Annotated in this window: 17 protein-coding genes, 1 tRNA gene and 1 pseudogene; 15 read left to right on the top strand and 4 right to left on the bottom strand. The window is 69.7% G+C overall.

Annotation, left to right across the window (positions count from 1 at the left end):
• Positions 1 to 264: 264 nt before the first annotated feature.
• Together ACZ60Q_RS08635 and ACZ60Q_RS08630 are read left to right on the top strand one after the other, a co-directional pair.
• The gene (locus ACZ60Q_RS08635; protein WP_003967677.1) at positions 265 to 561 is read left to right on the top strand and encodes a type II toxin-antitoxin system VapB family antitoxin; all 297 of its coding nucleotides are present in this window, start codon (positions 265 to 267) and stop codon (positions 559 to 561) included.
• A 196-nt stretch (positions 562 to 757) separates the two neighbouring features.
• Complete coding sequence (locus ACZ60Q_RS08630) at positions 758 to 1,363, top strand: LytR C-terminal domain-containing protein (protein WP_469631262.1); 606 nt, start codon at positions 758 to 760, stop codon at positions 1,361 to 1,363.
• A 119-nt stretch (positions 1,364 to 1,482) separates the two neighbouring features.
• On the opposite strand, the gene upp is transcribed toward ACZ60Q_RS08630, so the two are convergent.
• Positions 1,483 to 2,118, bottom strand: coding sequence for a uracil phosphoribosyltransferase (upp, locus tag ACZ60Q_RS08625; protein WP_469630296.1), 636 nt, complete (start codon positions 2,116 to 2,118; stop codon positions 1,483 to 1,485).
• A 102-nt stretch (positions 2,119 to 2,220) separates the two neighbouring features.
• Between upp and ACZ60Q_RS08620 the strand changes: the two genes are divergently transcribed.
• The 4 genes from ACZ60Q_RS08620 to ACZ60Q_RS08605 all read left to right on the top strand — a co-directional run bounded on the left by ACZ60Q_RS08620 (position 2,221) and on the right by ACZ60Q_RS08605 (position 4,060).
• Positions 2,221 to 2,463, top strand: a complete 243-nt coding sequence (locus tag ACZ60Q_RS08620; RefSeq protein WP_469630294.1) for a hypothetical protein — start codon at positions 2,221 to 2,223, stop codon at positions 2,461 to 2,463.
• A 218-nt stretch (positions 2,464 to 2,681) separates the two neighbouring features.
• Positions 2,682 to 3,236 (top strand): tRNA adenosine deaminase-associated protein, encoded by a 555-nt coding sequence (locus tag ACZ60Q_RS08615; RefSeq protein ID WP_469631260.1) that lies wholly within the window; start codon positions 2,682 to 2,684, stop codon positions 3,234 to 3,236.
• Positions 3,237 to 3,430: 194 nt separating this feature from the next.
• On the top strand, positions 3,431 to 3,859 hold the full coding sequence (gene tadA / locus ACZ60Q_RS08610) for a tRNA adenosine(34) deaminase TadA (RefSeq protein WP_469631257.1): 429 nt from the start codon (positions 3,431 to 3,433) through the stop codon (positions 3,857 to 3,859).
• A 113-nt stretch (positions 3,860 to 3,972) separates the two neighbouring features.
• Positions 3,973 to 4,060 (top strand) — tRNA-Ser (locus ACZ60Q_RS08605).
• A 97-nt stretch (positions 4,061 to 4,157) separates the two neighbouring features.
• Here the strand turns inward: ACZ60Q_RS08605 and ACZ60Q_RS08600 are convergent.
• Together ACZ60Q_RS08600 and ACZ60Q_RS08595 are read right to left on the bottom strand one after the other, a co-directional pair.
• Positions 4,158 to 5,261, bottom strand: coding sequence for a methyltransferase domain-containing protein (locus tag ACZ60Q_RS08600; RefSeq protein WP_469630291.1), 1,104 nt, complete (start codon positions 5,259 to 5,261; stop codon positions 4,158 to 4,160).
• 715 nt (positions 5,262 to 5,976) lie between these two features.
• Positions 5,977 to 6,258 (bottom strand): hypothetical protein, encoded by a 282-nt coding sequence (locus ACZ60Q_RS08595; RefSeq protein WP_469630289.1) that lies wholly within the window; start codon positions 6,256 to 6,258, stop codon positions 5,977 to 5,979.
• Positions 6,259 to 6,294: 36 nt separating this feature from the next.
• Here ACZ60Q_RS08595 and ACZ60Q_RS08590 point away from each other — a divergent pair, with 36 nt between their 5' ends.
• The 6 genes and pseudogenes from ACZ60Q_RS08590 to ACZ60Q_RS08565 all read left to right on the top strand — a co-directional run.
• The gene (locus ACZ60Q_RS08590; protein WP_469630286.1) at positions 6,295 to 6,771 is read left to right on the top strand and encodes a DNA-processing protein DprA; all 477 of its coding nucleotides are present in this window, start codon (positions 6,295 to 6,297) and stop codon (positions 6,769 to 6,771) included.
• A gap of 35 nt (positions 6,772 to 6,806) precedes the next feature.
• Positions 6,807 to 8,138, top strand: a complete 1,332-nt coding sequence (locus tag ACZ60Q_RS08585; RefSeq protein ID WP_469630284.1) for a hypothetical protein — start codon at positions 6,807 to 6,809, stop codon at positions 8,136 to 8,138.
• Between the two features lie 107 nt (positions 8,139 to 8,245).
• On the top strand, positions 8,246 to 8,560 hold the full coding sequence (locus tag ACZ60Q_RS08580; protein WP_469630281.1) for a 4a-hydroxytetrahydrobiopterin dehydratase: 315 nt from the start codon (positions 8,246 to 8,248) through the stop codon (positions 8,558 to 8,560).
• A 45-nt stretch (positions 8,561 to 8,605) separates the two neighbouring features.
• On the top strand, positions 8,606 to 9,187 hold the full coding sequence (locus ACZ60Q_RS08575; RefSeq protein WP_469630279.1) for an HD domain-containing protein: 582 nt from the start codon (positions 8,606 to 8,608) through the stop codon (positions 9,185 to 9,187).
• A 350-nt stretch (positions 9,188 to 9,537) separates the two neighbouring features.
• Positions 9,538 to 10,626 carry a MarR family transcriptional regulator gene (locus ACZ60Q_RS08570; protein ID WP_469630276.1) on the top strand — a complete coding sequence of 363 codons (1,089 nt, stop codon included), beginning with the start codon at positions 9,538 to 9,540 and terminating at the stop codon, positions 10,624 to 10,626.
• 362 nt (positions 10,627 to 10,988) lie between these two features.
• Positions 10,989 to 11,309, top strand: a pseudogene (locus ACZ60Q_RS08565) (GmrSD restriction endonuclease domain-containing protein); the annotation flags it as partial.
• A 334-nt stretch (positions 11,310 to 11,643) separates the two neighbouring features.
• Here the strand turns inward: ACZ60Q_RS08565 and ACZ60Q_RS08560 are convergent.
• Positions 11,644 to 12,231: a hypothetical protein gene (locus ACZ60Q_RS08560; protein WP_469630274.1), complete on the bottom strand. Its 588-nt coding sequence runs from the start codon at positions 12,229 to 12,231 to the stop codon at positions 11,644 to 11,646.
• Positions 12,232 to 13,321: 1,090 nt separating this feature from the next.
• Between ACZ60Q_RS08560 and ACZ60Q_RS08555 the strand changes: the two genes are divergently transcribed.
• The 3 genes from ACZ60Q_RS08555 to ACZ60Q_RS08545 all read left to right on the top strand — a co-directional run bounded on the left by ACZ60Q_RS08555 (position 13,322) and on the right by ACZ60Q_RS08545 (position 14,858).
• The gene (locus tag ACZ60Q_RS08555; RefSeq protein WP_176711243.1) at positions 13,322 to 13,486 is read left to right on the top strand and encodes a hypothetical protein; all 165 of its coding nucleotides are present in this window, start codon (positions 13,322 to 13,324) and stop codon (positions 13,484 to 13,486) included.
• Between the two features lie 10 nt (positions 13,487 to 13,496).
• Positions 13,497 to 13,790 (top strand): Dabb family protein, encoded by a 294-nt coding sequence (locus ACZ60Q_RS08550; RefSeq protein WP_469630271.1) that lies wholly within the window; start codon positions 13,497 to 13,499, stop codon positions 13,788 to 13,790.
• A gap of 198 nt (positions 13,791 to 13,988) precedes the next feature.
• Positions 13,989 to 14,858: an RNA polymerase sigma factor SigF gene (locus ACZ60Q_RS08545; protein WP_469630269.1), complete on the top strand. Its 870-nt coding sequence runs from the start codon at positions 13,989 to 13,991 to the stop codon at positions 14,856 to 14,858.
• Positions 14,859 to 14,989: the final 131 nt, after the last annotated feature.

Raw genomic sequence — 14,989 nt, 5'->3', positions numbered from 1 at the left:
CCGCCCGGAACGGATCGCGTGAGCGGCAGACCGCGAGCGCGGTGAACCAACAGTGAGCCCCGGTGCGCGATCCGCACGGATCGCGCACCGGGGCTCACTCGGGCGACCCGCCGGGCCTGCTCGGGTGACCCGCCGTACCAACTCAGGTGACCCGTGACCCGTGTCCCGTATCCGGTCCTATTCGGTGCTATACGTCCTTTGCGCCGGCATCGCGCCGCGCTTCCCTGGCTGCGCCCGGTGGCCCCTGCCCGGTAGGCTTTCCGTGTGATCTTCAAGCGCATCGGAAATGGGAAGCCATACCCCGACCACGGCCGGGAAAGCACCCGGCAGTGGGCGGATGTCGCGCCGCGTCCGGTTCGCCTGGACCAGCTCGTGACCACCAAGGGCCAGCTGGACCTGGAGACCCTCCTCGCCGAGGACTCCACGTTCTACGGCGACCTGTTCGCCCACGTCGTGAAGTGGCAGGGCGACCTCTACCTGGAGGACGGCCTGCACCGGGCCGTCCGGGCCGCGCTCCAGCAGCGCCAGGTGCTGCACGCCCGCGTCCTCGACCTGGGCTGACGCCGCCTCCCGGCCGCCCGCGTGCGCCGCCGCGGGGGCGCCCGCACACCCCACCCGGGTTCCACACCCATCGAAGACGGCTTCGGGCCTTTCGGGTGTTTTCACGCTCATCCGGGTGCCATACGTTGATCATTTTGTACGCATCGTCACCGGGTCGCACTACGCTGCGTCCATGAGCATGCTCACTCCCCCCGGCATGGGCGGAAAGTACCGCATCACGGGCGACACCCATCCCCGTATGCGCCGCCCCCGGCACCGCCACAGGCTGGTTCTCGCGGGCATCGGAGCCGTCGCCGCCCTCAGTCTGGCCGGCTGGGGCACGCTGCAGCTCATCGACGTCTTCACCGGCGGCGACAAGAGCGCCAGCGCGGCCGACCACAAGCGGGACTGTCCCACCCCGAAGCCGTCGGCGGCCCCCGTCAAGGCCCTGCCGAAACCGGCCGCCATCAAGGTCAACGTCTACAACGCGACGACGCGCAGCGGGCTGGCCAAGTCCGCCGCCGAGGAACTGAAGAAGCGCGGCTTCGCCATCGGCGAAGTGGGCAACGCGACGAAGGCGTACGACAAGAAGGTGCCGGGCACAGGCGTGCTGCTCGGCGCACCGACCGCGACGAACGGCAGTTTCTCGGTGCTCGGCACCCAGCTGGCGGGCATGGTGCAGAAGACCGACACCCGCAAGACGGGCGAAGTCGACCTGATCCTCGGGGCGAAGTTCAAGGCGTTCAGCACCCCGCAGGAGGCCACCGCCGCGATGGCGACCCTGACGAAGCCGGCCCCGGCCCCGACCCCGTCTTCCTGCTGACCCCTGAGACACGAACTGGCCCCTGACACACGAAAGCGCCCCGCACCGGCACCGTACGGAGACCGTCCGTACGACACCGGGACGGGGCGCGCGTTCTCGTGGCCCGGACCGATCCGGAGCTACTCGGCGGTGCCGTACATGCGGTCTCCCGCGTCCCCGAGGCCCGGCACGATGTAGCCGTTCTCGTTGAGCCGCTCGTCGACGGAGGCGGTGACGACGGTGACCGGGGTCCCGGCCAGCTCGCGCTCCATCACCTCGACACCCTCGGGTGCCGCGAGGAGGACGACGGCGGTGACATCGTCGGCCCCGCGCTTGATCAGCTCGCGGATGGCCGCGACGAGAGTGCCACCGGTGGCCAGCATCGGGTCCAGGACATAGACCTGGCGGCCGGAGAGGTCCTCGGGCATCCGGGTCGCATACGTCTCCGCCTGGAGCGTCTCCTCGTTGCGGATCATGCCGAGGAAGCCCACTTCGGCGGTCGGCAGCAGCCGCACCATGCCCTCCAGCATGCCCAGACCGGCGCGCAGGATCGGGACGACCAGGGGCCGCGGGTGCGAGAGCTTCACCCCGGTCGTAGGCGTCACCGGGGTCTCGATGTCCACCAGCTCGGTGCGCACATCCCTGGTGGCCTCGTAGGCGAGAAGGGTGACCAGCTCGTCGGCGAGCCGCCGGAAGGTCGGGGAGTCGGTGCGCTTGTCGCGCAGCGTGGTGAGTTTGTGCGCCACCAGCGGGTGGTCGACGACGTGGATCCGCATGTGTCAACAGTAACCGCGCCGCCCGGCACTCTGCGCTGGCATCAACCACCTGTTCGGAGGGAAGGTGGGGGCATACGGACCCAGCACCGGGGTGGTGTATCGATGGCTGACGGGGAACTGCGGCGCGACCCGGCCGCGCGCGGACCGCGCGACGCGCGCGACGCCGAGGGCGCGGCGGGTGACGTCGAGGACGCGCAGGAGAGTGACGCGGCCCGCCGTCGCCGACGCGCCCACTTCCTCCGCGAGCTCCACGAGGCGAAGCAGCTGCGCGACCGGGTACAGCCGCGCCGCGCCCGTGCGGCGCGTATGCGGCAACAGATGCGGATGCGCACGTTCCGTTGGTGAATCCTTCTCGTACCACCGGCGCACTCCCCCCGCCGATCCGCTCGTCAGGGGGACGGCCGACCAGGCACTCCTGGAACTGATGGCCGACGCAACGGCCGAAGAGGTCTCGCACGGCGCTTGTTTCTGCCACGATGCCGATTGGGCGGGGCCAAGGACGGACGGATCACCGTTCGCCCTCCCGTCGGACCGATTCGCCTATGACCAGTGGGAGAGTCACGGTGTACTTCGCCGCACTGCTCGCGCGCACCGAAGACGGGTGGGAAGCGAGCGATACAGAGCTCGACGATGTGGAGACCCTGTCCGATCTGACGGATCTGGCCCGGGAGGCCTCGGTGGACGAGGACACGGTCCTGGTCTACATCGAGCAGGAGGACGCCTGGTTCGGCGTCGTCCGGGTGGACGGTGAGGAGGACCCCCGAATCTACGTCTCGGACGCGTCCGCCGCCGCCCGCTCCTCGTACGGGGAGATCCTGCTCACCGACGAGATCCTCGGCCGCGAACCAGGGACCGAGGACGAGATCGCCGCCCTCGAGGAGCTCGTCGACCTCGACGGCACCGAGGACGGCGCACCGGAACGCGCCGCCCCCGCGGCCGTCGACCCGGACGAGGACGGCCCCGACCCGGACGCCGTGCCGCCGGGACCGATCGGAGAGCTCGGGGTCCTCGCCGACCTGGGGATGTCCGAGAAGGAGCTGCTCACGCTGCAGACCGACGCACTCGCGGAGATCGCCGAGGCCGTGGGAGCGGCGGAGGTCCTGGAGTCGGTCCGCTAGCCAGGCGTTCCCCTCCCCCTCCACCACCTGTCCCGTCCGTCCCGTCCGTCCCGTCCGTCCCGTCCCATCCGTCCTGTCCCGTCCGCTAGGGTCCGCGGGTGACCGCCGGACCGCCGAACCCTTCACCCGAGCCCGCCCCGGGTCCCGTACGCGTACCCGAGCCCGACCCCGTACGCGACCCCTGGCAGGCCCCAATGCGCCGCGCCCTGGCCGAGGCCGAGCGGGCGGCGTCGGCCGGCGATGTGCCGGTCGGCGCCGTCGTCCTCGGCCCCGACGGCGTCGAGCTGGCCGCCGCCCACAACGAACGCGAGGCCACCGGCGACCCGACCGCACACGCCGAGATCCTGGCCCTGCGCCGAGCCGCCGAGACCCACGGCGAGTGGCGCCTGACCGGCTGCACGCTGGTGGTCACCCTGGAACCCTGCACGATGTGCGCGGGGGCCCTGGTCCAGTCCCGCACCGCCCGGGTCGTCTACGGAGCCCGCGACGAGAAGGCCGGCGCGGCCGGCTCCCTCTGGGACGTCGTCCGCGACCGCCGCCTGAATCACCGCCCGGAGGTGATCGGCGGCGTCCTGGAGGCGGAGTGCGCCGAGCAGCTGACGACCTTCTTCCGGGCCCTCTGACCAGGTACGGCCCCGACCACTGACCAGGTGCGGCCCAGCCACCCGACCAGGTGCGGCCCAGCTACCGACAACCGATTTCTATCCACGCCCCGCCATGGTCTAAGCTCTCTCTCGGTAGCGTGTCCGAGCGGCCGAAGGAGCTCGCCTCGAAAGCGAGTGTGGCGTAACCCGTCACCGTGGGTTCAAATCCCACCGCTACCGCTTGTGGAAGGGGCGTCCGACTGATCTCAGTCGGGCGCCCCTTCCGGCGTTCGTCTCGGCTGGCGTTTCCGTGGGTCCGAGAGTCCGAGGGCGCCCTTCACGCCCTGCTGGGCCGGATGGCCTCGGCCGGGTCCCGCAGCCATACCTGCTGGCCCCGGTCGGTCACGGTCAGCCCGAACTGCCCGGCGTCGGGCCGCCCCGCCGACTCGTACTCCCACCAGACCTGCTCAATCTCCTCCCACAGGAACCCCGGCCCGTACTGCCACACCTCCTCCCCGGTGGCAGCCGTCGCGGCGCTTCCGTTCTCACGCGTCACCCACACCCGGGCACCTTCGGCAGTGTCCTGGTGGATGAGCCGTACGCCGGGCAGCCGCGCCCCGGCGAACAGGGCGAACCCGAGGTCGAGGAGCCGGGCCGGGTCCAGACCCGCCGCACGGGCCCGCCCCTTCCCCCGCACCTCATGCAGATCAGGCACACGGTGGGCTCGCATCGGCAAGTACGCGGCCCCGCCGCAGAACGGCCCCACCGCCGTACCGTCGCCCTGAACACGGAGCTGGACCAACGCACCCGACCAGAACTCCCGGGCGAGCGGGGCCACGACAACCCCACCGGGCCGGACCTGCCGCAGCAGCGCGTACGGGACATACCGCAACGCGCACGTCACAATCAGCCGGTCGACGAGCCCCAGACCGGGCCACGACTGCTCACCGTCCCCGACGCGGAGGTACGGCCGGTAGCCGGACTGCGCCAGGGCGTCGGCCGCCTGCGCGGCCACGACCGGGTCCACCTCGACGCTGTGGACCAGATCGTCGCCAAGCCGTTCACAGAGCAGCGCGGAAACGTACCCGGTACCAGTTCCGATCTCCAACACACGCTGTTCGTCCTCGACTTCGAGGAGCGTGAGCATCCGGGCGACCATCGAGGGCATCGAGTTCGACGAGGTAGCGATGCCCGGGCCGTCGTCAACTCCATCATCGAGCTGGGTGACGACCGGCTCGTCACTGTTCACCAACGCCAGCCACGCGTCCGGTCCCACGACGAGCTCGCACCGGTCGGGCAACTGCCGCCACACATCCGCCGGAACAAACCGGCTGCGCGGCACCGCCTCGAACACCCGCCGCCACCCGGCAGTGAGCAGCCCACGATCGGCCAGCTCCCGCACCAGCGACGGGTACGTAGGGACCTCCTGCGCCGTGTTCACGGCTGCGGAAAGCACTGAGGGCGGCTGCCGTCCGGAAACGGCTTCGGCTCCGACGGCGGCGCCCACGGCTTGTCCGACGGCGCCCCACCACGCTTGCCACCTTCGGCTCGTACGGGGGTGGTGGTCATCGTCCATCTCCTCTGATCGGTGAAACTGATCGGCCGGCAGGGCCGTGAAGCCGGTAGACCCCGTACGGCGGAAACAGATCGACCCGACACGGACAACCACCCTCGGCACACCCACGACACAGCAGATCCCGGCCACCCTCGGTACGCCGTACGGCAGTGACCCGAGCGCGCCAACACGCCTCGCACATACGGACATCTGTTGCTGAGAGGCTGATGCTCATCCGGCTTTCCGGCAAGCGGTGGTCGCCGCATGGCACGGGCAGGCACAATCCGGCCGCAGGCACAGAGCGTGCACGCCGGCCAGATCCGTCACCAACGCACTCCGGCAGACCACGCCGTACGGACCGTCCGCCCCCACCGACAACCCATCCAGGTCAGCCACCGCACCCTGATGCACGTCGGTGGCGGTGATCGGATCACCACGCCACAGCAACGTCACCTCATGCTCCGGGCAGTAGGCCCCGATGTCGTCCTCGACCGGAACGTCGTGCGCGTCCCCCTCCGCGTAGCACCTCACCCGCGCGCCTCCCGCCAGGCCCGGTACGCCCTTTCGCCACTTCTTTGCGGTCGCTTCCCCTTTACCCCGGTCACAACGCCCCCGCTGTGGCGGACCTCGAAGCCGCGAGCAGGCGCGCGATACGGTCGGCGCACGCCCTCTCGCGTCCCCGCTCGGCGATCTCGTAGAAGAAGGTTGTGACGTAGCGCCCTCCCTCGGCGACGATCTCCTCGGTGAGGAGGCCGTGCGGCGGGTTCGTGGCGTGCGGTCGAAGTCCGGGGCCGTGCAGTCGAAGTTCGGGTTCGAGGCCGACTACCCGCAATCCGTGATTGCGCAGGTGCCCCGCCAGTCCCCGCAGGTCGGTGGCGTTCATGCTTCGACGGTCTCAACTGCGTCCGGACCTGGGAATATGACGACCTATGACACGGAGTGGATCATGAGGACGGTGACGATCACGGGAACTCGTGAAACGGGCCACAAGACCCTCGCCGAGTACACCGACCTGTTCGAGCAGTACCTCGAACCCTTCGCTCCGGAGGCGCACTTCTACGTCGGCGGTGCCGTGGGCATCGACTCACTCGCCCTTCTCTGGCTCGCCGACCGGACGACGGCGGCCATCACGGTCGTCGCGCCGGGCACCATGAACCAGCAGCCGGGCGAGGCGCAGGAGGCCGTCGCCCGTACGAGGGGCCGCATCACGGAGATCGTGGAGCTGGCCGCGGCCGAACTCCGTTCCCCGGCCTACCACGCACGGAACCGGTGGATGGTCGACCGCACCTCAATGACCATCGGGTTCCCCCACGCCACGGAGCCGTCGACCGGCACATGGCAGACGATCAACTACACAGCCGAGCAGGGAAAACCACGACTGATCGTGCCGGTGTAGCGACGCACGGTCGCGGGGTGCGTCACCATGGCCGTATGGGCAACCGGGCCGCGGGGGCGGCAACGCTGAAACGCTTACGGCACACCCGCGGCCTCTCCCTGGCCGGTGCCGCACGGGCGCTCTCCCAGATCGCCGTGGCCCTGCATCACCCGCGCCTGCCCGCCGTGGCTAGCGTCCAGCGTTCCGTTGCCCGCTGGGAGTCGTCAGCGCCGGCGCTCCCCGACGAGCGGTATCAGCTTCTCCTCGCTCACCTCTACGCCCGCACCCCGGCCGGGCAGATGGCAGTAGGTCCCGGGTCCGACCTGGCTGAGCTGCTCGGGGCACTGCTCGATCTCGGCGAGAGCGAGTCCCGCGTCGCCGTTCTGCGCACCGCGCTCGTCCGTACGGCGACGGACACCGGCGGCATGCCGGCCTTGCTCTCCACGCCCCTGCGGGCCGGCCTTTCTGCTGCCCTGACCGACCCCGGCCAGGTGACCGAGGAGACCGTGTCCGGGCTCGGTGCGGTCGTGGCCGACATCAACGCGCAAGTGGGCGCGGTGCCGATGGTCCGTCTGCAACTGCTGGTGACGCCCGTGATCGACGCGTGCCGCCGTATGCAGGCAAGGGCGCTCCCCGGCCCGCTGGTTGGTCACGTCCGCGCGGTCACCGTCGCCGCCTGTTCCCTGGCCGGCCGCCTGGCGTTCGAGAACAGGGACGATCAGGCTTCGCGGGCTCTGTACGCCACAGCAACCGCACAGGCCGAGCAGCTCGGAGACACGTGGCGGCAGGCATCCGCGCATATGAGCCATGCGCTCGTGACGCTCTACTCGTCACTCGACCTCTCTGACGCCCAGCGGCTCGTCGACCGAGCGGTGCGTGCGGCGCGCACGGGGGACAGCCTCCGGGTACGGGCGCGAGCGCACGCGCTCCAGGCCGAGGTCGCCGCGCGGGCGGGGCTGAAGCGGCAGGCACAGGCGGCGCTCGGGCTGGCGTGGTACGACATCGAGGGCCAGCCCGACGACGATCCGTCGGGCAGCAGCTTCTCGGCGGGGCACCTGCGGGGGTTCGAGGGGATGTGTGAGCTGTACGTCGGTGATGCTTCGGTCGCACATGACCGGTTCGCTGTTTCGGCGGCCGCGTTGGTCGCTCCTCGGGAGCAGGTGCAGCGCGCGATCGTGAGGACCGATCAGGCTCTCGCCCGCATTCGGATGGGTGATCCTCGGTCGGCTGCTGAGCTGCTGCACGAGTGCGTGCTCTCGGCGACGGCGACCGGCGGCCGAGTGCCGGCGATTCGGCTGCGCAGGGCCAGGATGGAGTTGCGACCGTGGCGACGGGAGGACTTCGTCACCGACCTGGACGATCACGTGATGGACGTGCTGGGGGCGTGACGTGCGGCGGCTACCACCCGACCACCTGCCCGGGCTCCGTGGCACGATGCCCCGGTCGGCCGGGACCTTGCGGAGATCCTGGCACCGGTGGCCGAGGGGAAATGACGATGAGCAAGGATCCGCTGCCGGACGAGGAGATCGCCCTGAGGCTGGCCGAGCTACCGGGCTGGATGCGTGAAGGGGAGTCAATCACCCGTACGTTCAGGATTCGATACCACGGCGGCGTCGCACTGATCGTGAACGTCGCAGACGTCGAACGGCTCGTCGGGCACCATGCGGACATCGACCTGCGCTGGGACCACGTGCGGTTCGCCAACACGACACACGACGCCGGGCACCGGCTGACCGGAGCAGACTTCGACCTGGCCGCACGAATCGACCGGATCGCGGCGGCGCACCAGGAGCAGCCTCACAACGCCTGACCAGGGCACGCAATCCGCCTCGCTGAGGCGGGAGAGGAGGAAGTCGTGGCTGACGACCTGTCTGCGGTGGGCCGCTTCCTGTACGAGGCGGGCACGCTCAAGCAGACGCGGCGCACCGGGTGGTGGATGGCCGGAGTACGTGATCCCGAGAGTGTTGCCGAGCACTCGTGGCGTACGGCGCTGATCGCGACGATCATCGCGAAGCTGGAGGGCGCGGATCCTGCCCGCGCTTCCTATCTCGCCGTCTGGCACGACACGCAAGAGAGCCGGACCGGCGACGTGAACCACCTCGGGAAGAAGTACGCGCCCGCCGGCGACCCGCAGGAGGTCACCGCCGACCAGACGGCGGGCATGCCCGAGGTGCTGGCCTCGGCGGTCCGCGAGCTGGTCGCGGAGTACGAGGCGAAGGAGTCACCGGAGGCGGTCTGCGCCCGGGACGCGGACAAACTGGAGTGCATGCTCCAGGGCATCGAGTACAAAACCCAGGGCTACGAGAACGCCCAGCGGTGGATCGACAACAGCCGAGCCCGTCTCGTCACCGATACCGCCAACCGCCTGGCCGACGAGCTTCTGGCGCAGGGGAGCCTTGATTGGCTGCGTACCGCCCTTGGCGAGGGCAGGAAGTAGCCCTCCCTCGAAGCTCGGGTCCTGAGCTTCGGGCTTCGGGACGGTCGAGTCACTCTTCCGGGGGTACGTGAGCGAGGCCCCGGCCCGAAGCTCGGGTGCCGGGACTCGGGCGTCGGGATACGGGACCCGGGGTTCGAGCGCCTTCTTTAACCGGTTGGTAGAAGAAGGGGGTTGGGGAAACCTCCCTTACCTCCCCTACCCCGTCACGGCCAGGAAGTATGACTAATCGTGACGGCTTGCGGCGCAGTGTCACGACTGCTTACGGTGCGAGAACCAAACGACCCCGACGCGGTGTAAGAGCACCAGGCCGGGGTCTCACCGCAAGATCGATAACCCAGAAAGCCGATCCCATGGCTACCCAGCACCTTAGCTCTGCCCTGACCGTTCCAGCGGCCTCGCCTGCATACCCGATGGCGAAGTCCGGCTACGGCAAGCGCTCCGCGCCCGACCAGCAGGCGCGTACGCGAACCGACTTCGCGCGCCTGCCGACGCGAGAGCGGTACGTCGCCGGGTTCGTCGACCACCTCCCCGAGGGCGCGGCGATGAGCGTGAAGACCCTGGCGAAGCAACTCCCGCTCTACGGGCAGCAGGCCATCTCCACCGCCCTCACGGCCCTGTCCGTCGCCGGGCACCTGCGACGTGTCCGGTGCCCCGTCGGCGCGGGCGACGAGACCCGCTGGGTCTTCCGCACCTTCTGGTCGCGCACCGCCCGCGACAACGAGTGGTGGAACACCTACCTCGCCACCGAGAAGGCCGCCCTGGCCACAGCCCCCGTACCGGAAGCCTCCACCCACGACACGGCACCGCCGCCACTGTGGGCCCCGGCCGAGGAAACGTCGCCGCCACCCGCACCGGAGGGCCCCGGTCCGGAACCGGACCCCGAGCCCACCTCCGTACCGCAGCAGCGCACCCCGGCCCGGATCTCCGATGCCGAGCCCGCGCCACCCGCCCCGGACGCCGTTCCCGCGAGGCCCCACTCCGCCGGAACCAGCCCCGCCTACCTCGCCCTGGCCCGTCTCGGTCGTGACGATCACCGCCTCACCCTCTCCGCCGACGACTGCACCGCCCTGGAAGCGCAGGCAACGCAATGGCTCGACCGGGGCGTGAGCGTCGACTACCTGACCAGCGCCCTGACGGCGGGGCTCCCCGCCAAGGTCGACAGCCCCCTCGGCTTCCTCCGCCGCCGCCTGACCGACAAGATCCCGCCCCGGCTGACCACCGAGAACACTCAGCCAGCCGCCCCCGCCCCCACCCGCCGCATCCTCGTGGAATGCACCGACTGCGGACGCCCCGGCCGGCCACAGGCCCTCCCCGACGGCCTCTGCCACCCCTGCCGCGAAACCCACTCCGTGGACGGCGAGAACACGCCCACCCCAGCCGAGATCTCCGCCGTCAGGGCCCACATGGCCAACCTCCGCGACCTACTGAAGACACCTTGAGCCAGCCCAGCGGACCAGAACGCGTGTCCCGGCGCCGGAAATCACCGCCGAACGCACGCAGTGAAGCCCAAGCCCGAAGTCCCGGACAAGATGATGAGCAACCTCGCCATAGGGAGAATGAACCTCCCCGCACGACCGACGGAGGCAGAATTACGCTCTGACACGCCCAGCCTCGAACGGTGACCGCTTTGCCACACAGGGGAAATATGTCCGCTTCTCAAGAAGTAAGTAAAAACAGCCCCTCGGCCACATAAACCCGCAGGTCACGAACTGTGGTCCCCGCGCATGCGGGGGTGGTCCCTTCGGGTTGTCGCGCAACGCACTGCGGCCACCGTGGTCCCCGCGCATGCGGGGGTGGTCCCCACATGGTCCCGCTCGCCGAATCGTGGGACTCGGGGGCCTCCGCCTGGACCCCGGCGCGGCGCGAGGCCTACGCGAACGACCAGGGCGCGCACACGTCCCTGGTCACGGTGACGGCCCGCTCCAACCGGCAGAAGTCCGACCAGGACCCGGCCGACTGGATGCCGCCGTCCCCGGAGGCGCAGTGCCGGTACGTAGGGCAGTGGGTAGCCACCAAGCTCCGCTGGCAGCTCACTGCGGACGACCGCGAGCTGGAGGCGCTGAAGGTCTACGCCGACGGCCCGTGCGAGGACACCATCGTCCGCTACACACCGGCCGCCTGACCACGCCCGGCCTCCCGGGCCCCGGCCCGGTGAAGCTGCGGCGGCGGGCCGGGGGGAGACCGGCGGCCGGAGGGCGCCGCGTGATTCGGCCGATCCGGTGGCCGGTCACTGGATAGGGTCGGGGGAGTCCGTGCCGTATGGGTGTGCGGGTCAGGGCGGGTCTCTGGAGTACGGCCCGAACCGACGGTGCCGGCGGCGGAAGCCACCGGGACCGCCTGCGCTCGGCTGCTACCGCCGGCCGCGTCCAGCTACGCCTGCTGCGCTGCGGTGCCCAGGCACACCGAATGGTGGCGGATCGAGGGGTGCGGGGTGGGCTTCCGCCGGCGCTCGCGTACTAGCGATGGTTGAGATGCTTGCGCGCGACGTCAGCGAACGCGCTGATAGCTGACTTCAGGAGTTCGGAGTGTTCCCGGGGAAGATCCGCCGGCGTGGAGGGATGCAGGCTCCCGTTGGGATCGTCGAGACCGTCCTCGATACCGCTGAGTGTGGCGCCTAGTCGCTCGGCTGCGGCCTGAACGGCACGGGCGGCCGCTGCGACGCGCGAGGGCCCCTCCAGCTCGACCTGACGAGCTGCTGCCGCCACCGGCTGAGGCTCGGCTGCGGACGAGATCGCCCGTCGAAGGGCAGACCGTTCAGAGCTGCTGTGCCGGACCGGGAGACCTTCCAGCTCGTTGAACAGGTCATCGAGCAGGAAGCCCGCGCTTTCCAGCACTGCTCTGGTCCCGGCCTCGTAGGCATGTGCGGCTTTCAGGAGCTCGGAGTACACCTCGCGTTGCGCGGTACGGCGCGTGACGTCGAGCGATCCGAGATAGGCGCTGCGGGCCGCCTTTGACGCTCCGACCACAGCAGCGGCACCGCCGATCAGAGCGCCAGTGAGAGCGCTGCCCGCCCCGATCAGCGCGATCATCAGCTCGTTCTCCATAGGCGGATCCTGCCGCGAACCGGCTGGACCGTCTACGTCCGGGTCGCTCCGTGGTAGTCGGCGCGCGGCATGGCGGTGTCGAGTGGCTGGACCTGGACCTGGACGTCGCGGCCGGTCCGGGGTGCGTGCAGGACGCGGTCTTCTCTGGCGTAGAGGCCGACGTGGTACAGGTTGCCGCGGCTGACGGGCCGTTCGGAGGTGGCGTTGTACTGCGCGGCCGCCGTCCGGGGTAACTGGACGTCTGGCCAGTACCCGTACTGGACCAGCGACGAGCGGACTGTGCCGCTGCATGCGTCTGGCCTCTTCAGCGAGCGAGGTGACCAGATGTCATCCCCGCGCGTGCGGGGCTGTTCCCGAGGCGGCGCTCACTTGGACTTCCTCTCGGCTGTCATCCCCGCGCGTGCGGGGCTGTTCCCGTCTTCTCCGTCTCCCAGCCCACGACGATCGCGTCATCCCCGCGCGTGCGGGGCTGTTCCCTCGTCCCGGCTGCCCGCCTGCCGTGCGGCGGTGTCGTCCCCGCGCGTGCGCGGCTATTCCCCGGCGACGAACGCCACCGAACCGGCCGATCTTCCGGCACCGGCCACTCTCGCGGAGAGCCCCGAACACGGGACCGACGCGCCTTCGGCGACGAGCCCGGTGCGCTGAACCACCCTGCATGAAACCGCCCGCCCGGAAGCCGGCACACCGTCCCGGCCCGCCAACGCAAAGCGCCCGGCCGCCGTACAGAGGATGTACGGCGGCCGGGCGCTCCGGCTTCACGGTTCAGGTCGGGGGAAGCGGCGTCGGGGGGACAAGCCGCTTCCCCCGATGAGAACAGGGCCTGCTGGTCTCCGCCGCGGTCAGGGGGGTATCGCGCGGCGGTGACCCCACAGAGAGGCCCCGTTCCGGCCGTCCGGGTCCTGCCTGGTCCCGTCGGGCTCGGTATCCATCCTGCCGGGCGACCGGAGCCGTGAGGTCGGGCAAAAGGCCTTGATCCCGGGGCCATAGGTCCTTAAAGGGTGCATCAGTGATCGAAAACGGTCACCGGATACGGCCATCCGTGCGGATACAATCGCCCGATCGCACGCGGGGTCGATGGGGAGGCAGGACTGTGGCCAAGGCAAAGACGATCATCATCTACATACTGGTGGTCTTCGTGCTGTACACGATCATCATGTCGCCGCGGCGGGCCGCCGAGCTGGTCCAGGTAGGGTTCGAGGGCATTTCCACCGCCGCGCAGAGCGTCGGTGACTTCATGTCAGAACTGGTGAAGTAGGAGACGTCCGATGATCCGCCACCTGGTCCTTTTCAAGCTGAACGAGGGCGTCGAGCGGAACGATCCGCGGGTCGTCGCCGGGGACCGGGCCTTCCGGGAGCTGGAGGGGCAGGTTCCGGAGCTGGAGTTCTGGGAGTGCGCCTGGAACATCACCGACCGGCCGATCGCGTACGACTACGCCATCAACTCCGCCGTCGCCGACGAGGACGCGCTCAAGCGGTACATCGAGCACCCGGCCCACCAGGCCGCCGCGGGACAGTGGCGGGAATTCGCCACTTGGGTGATCGCCGACTACCCCTTCTGACACCTCTCCGGCGCCGGTTCGTCCCGGTTCCAGCGACCCCTCGCCGTACAGGCGGGGGGTTTCTTTGTTCCGTTTAAACCCTTATGAACTCAACACGGCGCTATGAGGTGCTTGCACACAGTGGACATGTCTTGTGATGCTATGACCGCTTTTGACGGATGAGTTGATCGTAGTTGACCGCAAAGGGGTGGCGTCACCGTGCCGGCCAGTACAGCGCCTCAAGTGCCTCCCCAGACCGTCCAGACCGTCCGGGCCGAGGACATCCAGACCGAGACCCCGGACCCCTCGGCCAGGCCCTCCAAGGCCCGCGGCGCCGATACCAGGGCGCTTACCCAGGTCCTCTTCGGCCAGCTCAAGAACCTGGAGCCGGGCGCTCCGGAGCACCGCCGGGTCCGGGCCGCCCTCATCGAGGCGAACCTCCCCCTCGTGCGGTACGCCGCCGCACGGTTCCGCAGCCGCAACGAGCCGATGGAGGACGTCGTCCAGGTCGGCACCATCGGCCTGATCAACGCCATCGACCGGTTCGACCCGGACCGCGGGGTCCAGTTCCCCACGTTCGCGATGCCCACCGTCGTCGGCGAGATCAAGCGGTACTTCCGCGACAACGTGCGCACCGTCCACGTCCCCCGCCGGCTGCACGAACTGTGGGTCCAGGTCACCGGCGCCACCGAGGATCTGACGACCGCCCACGGCCGGTCCCCGACCACCGCCGAGATCGCCGAGCGGCTGAAGATCTCCGAGGACGAGGTGCTGGCCTGCATCGAGGCCGGACGCTCGTACCACGCGACCTCGCTGGAAGCCGCCCAGGAGGGCGACGGGTTGCCCGGACTCCTCGACCGGCTCGGTTACGAGGACCCCGCGCTCGCGGGCGTCGAACACCGCGATCTCGTCCGGCACCTCCTCGTCCAGCTCCCCGAGCGCGAGCAGCGCATCCTCCTCCTGCGCTACTACAGCAACTTGACCCAGTCTCAGATCAGTGCGGAACTGGGCGTCTCCCAGATGCATGTGTCAAGGCTTCTCGCCAGAAGTTTCGCCCGACTGAGATCCGCAAACAGGATCGAGGCGTAACCGGAACGGGTAGACCGTCCACAGAGCAGTTCTGACGGCATAAAAGGGCTACACCCCCTGTTTCCAGGGCGGATTCGGCGCTGACTTGTCGACATGTCACTACAGCGTGTTGCCGACATGTGACATTCTGC

This window comes from Streptomyces sp. NPDC104313, from assembly GCF_055583985.1.
Note: the sequence above shows the minus strand (reverse complement) of the source record. Positions and strands in the feature narration are given on the sequence as shown.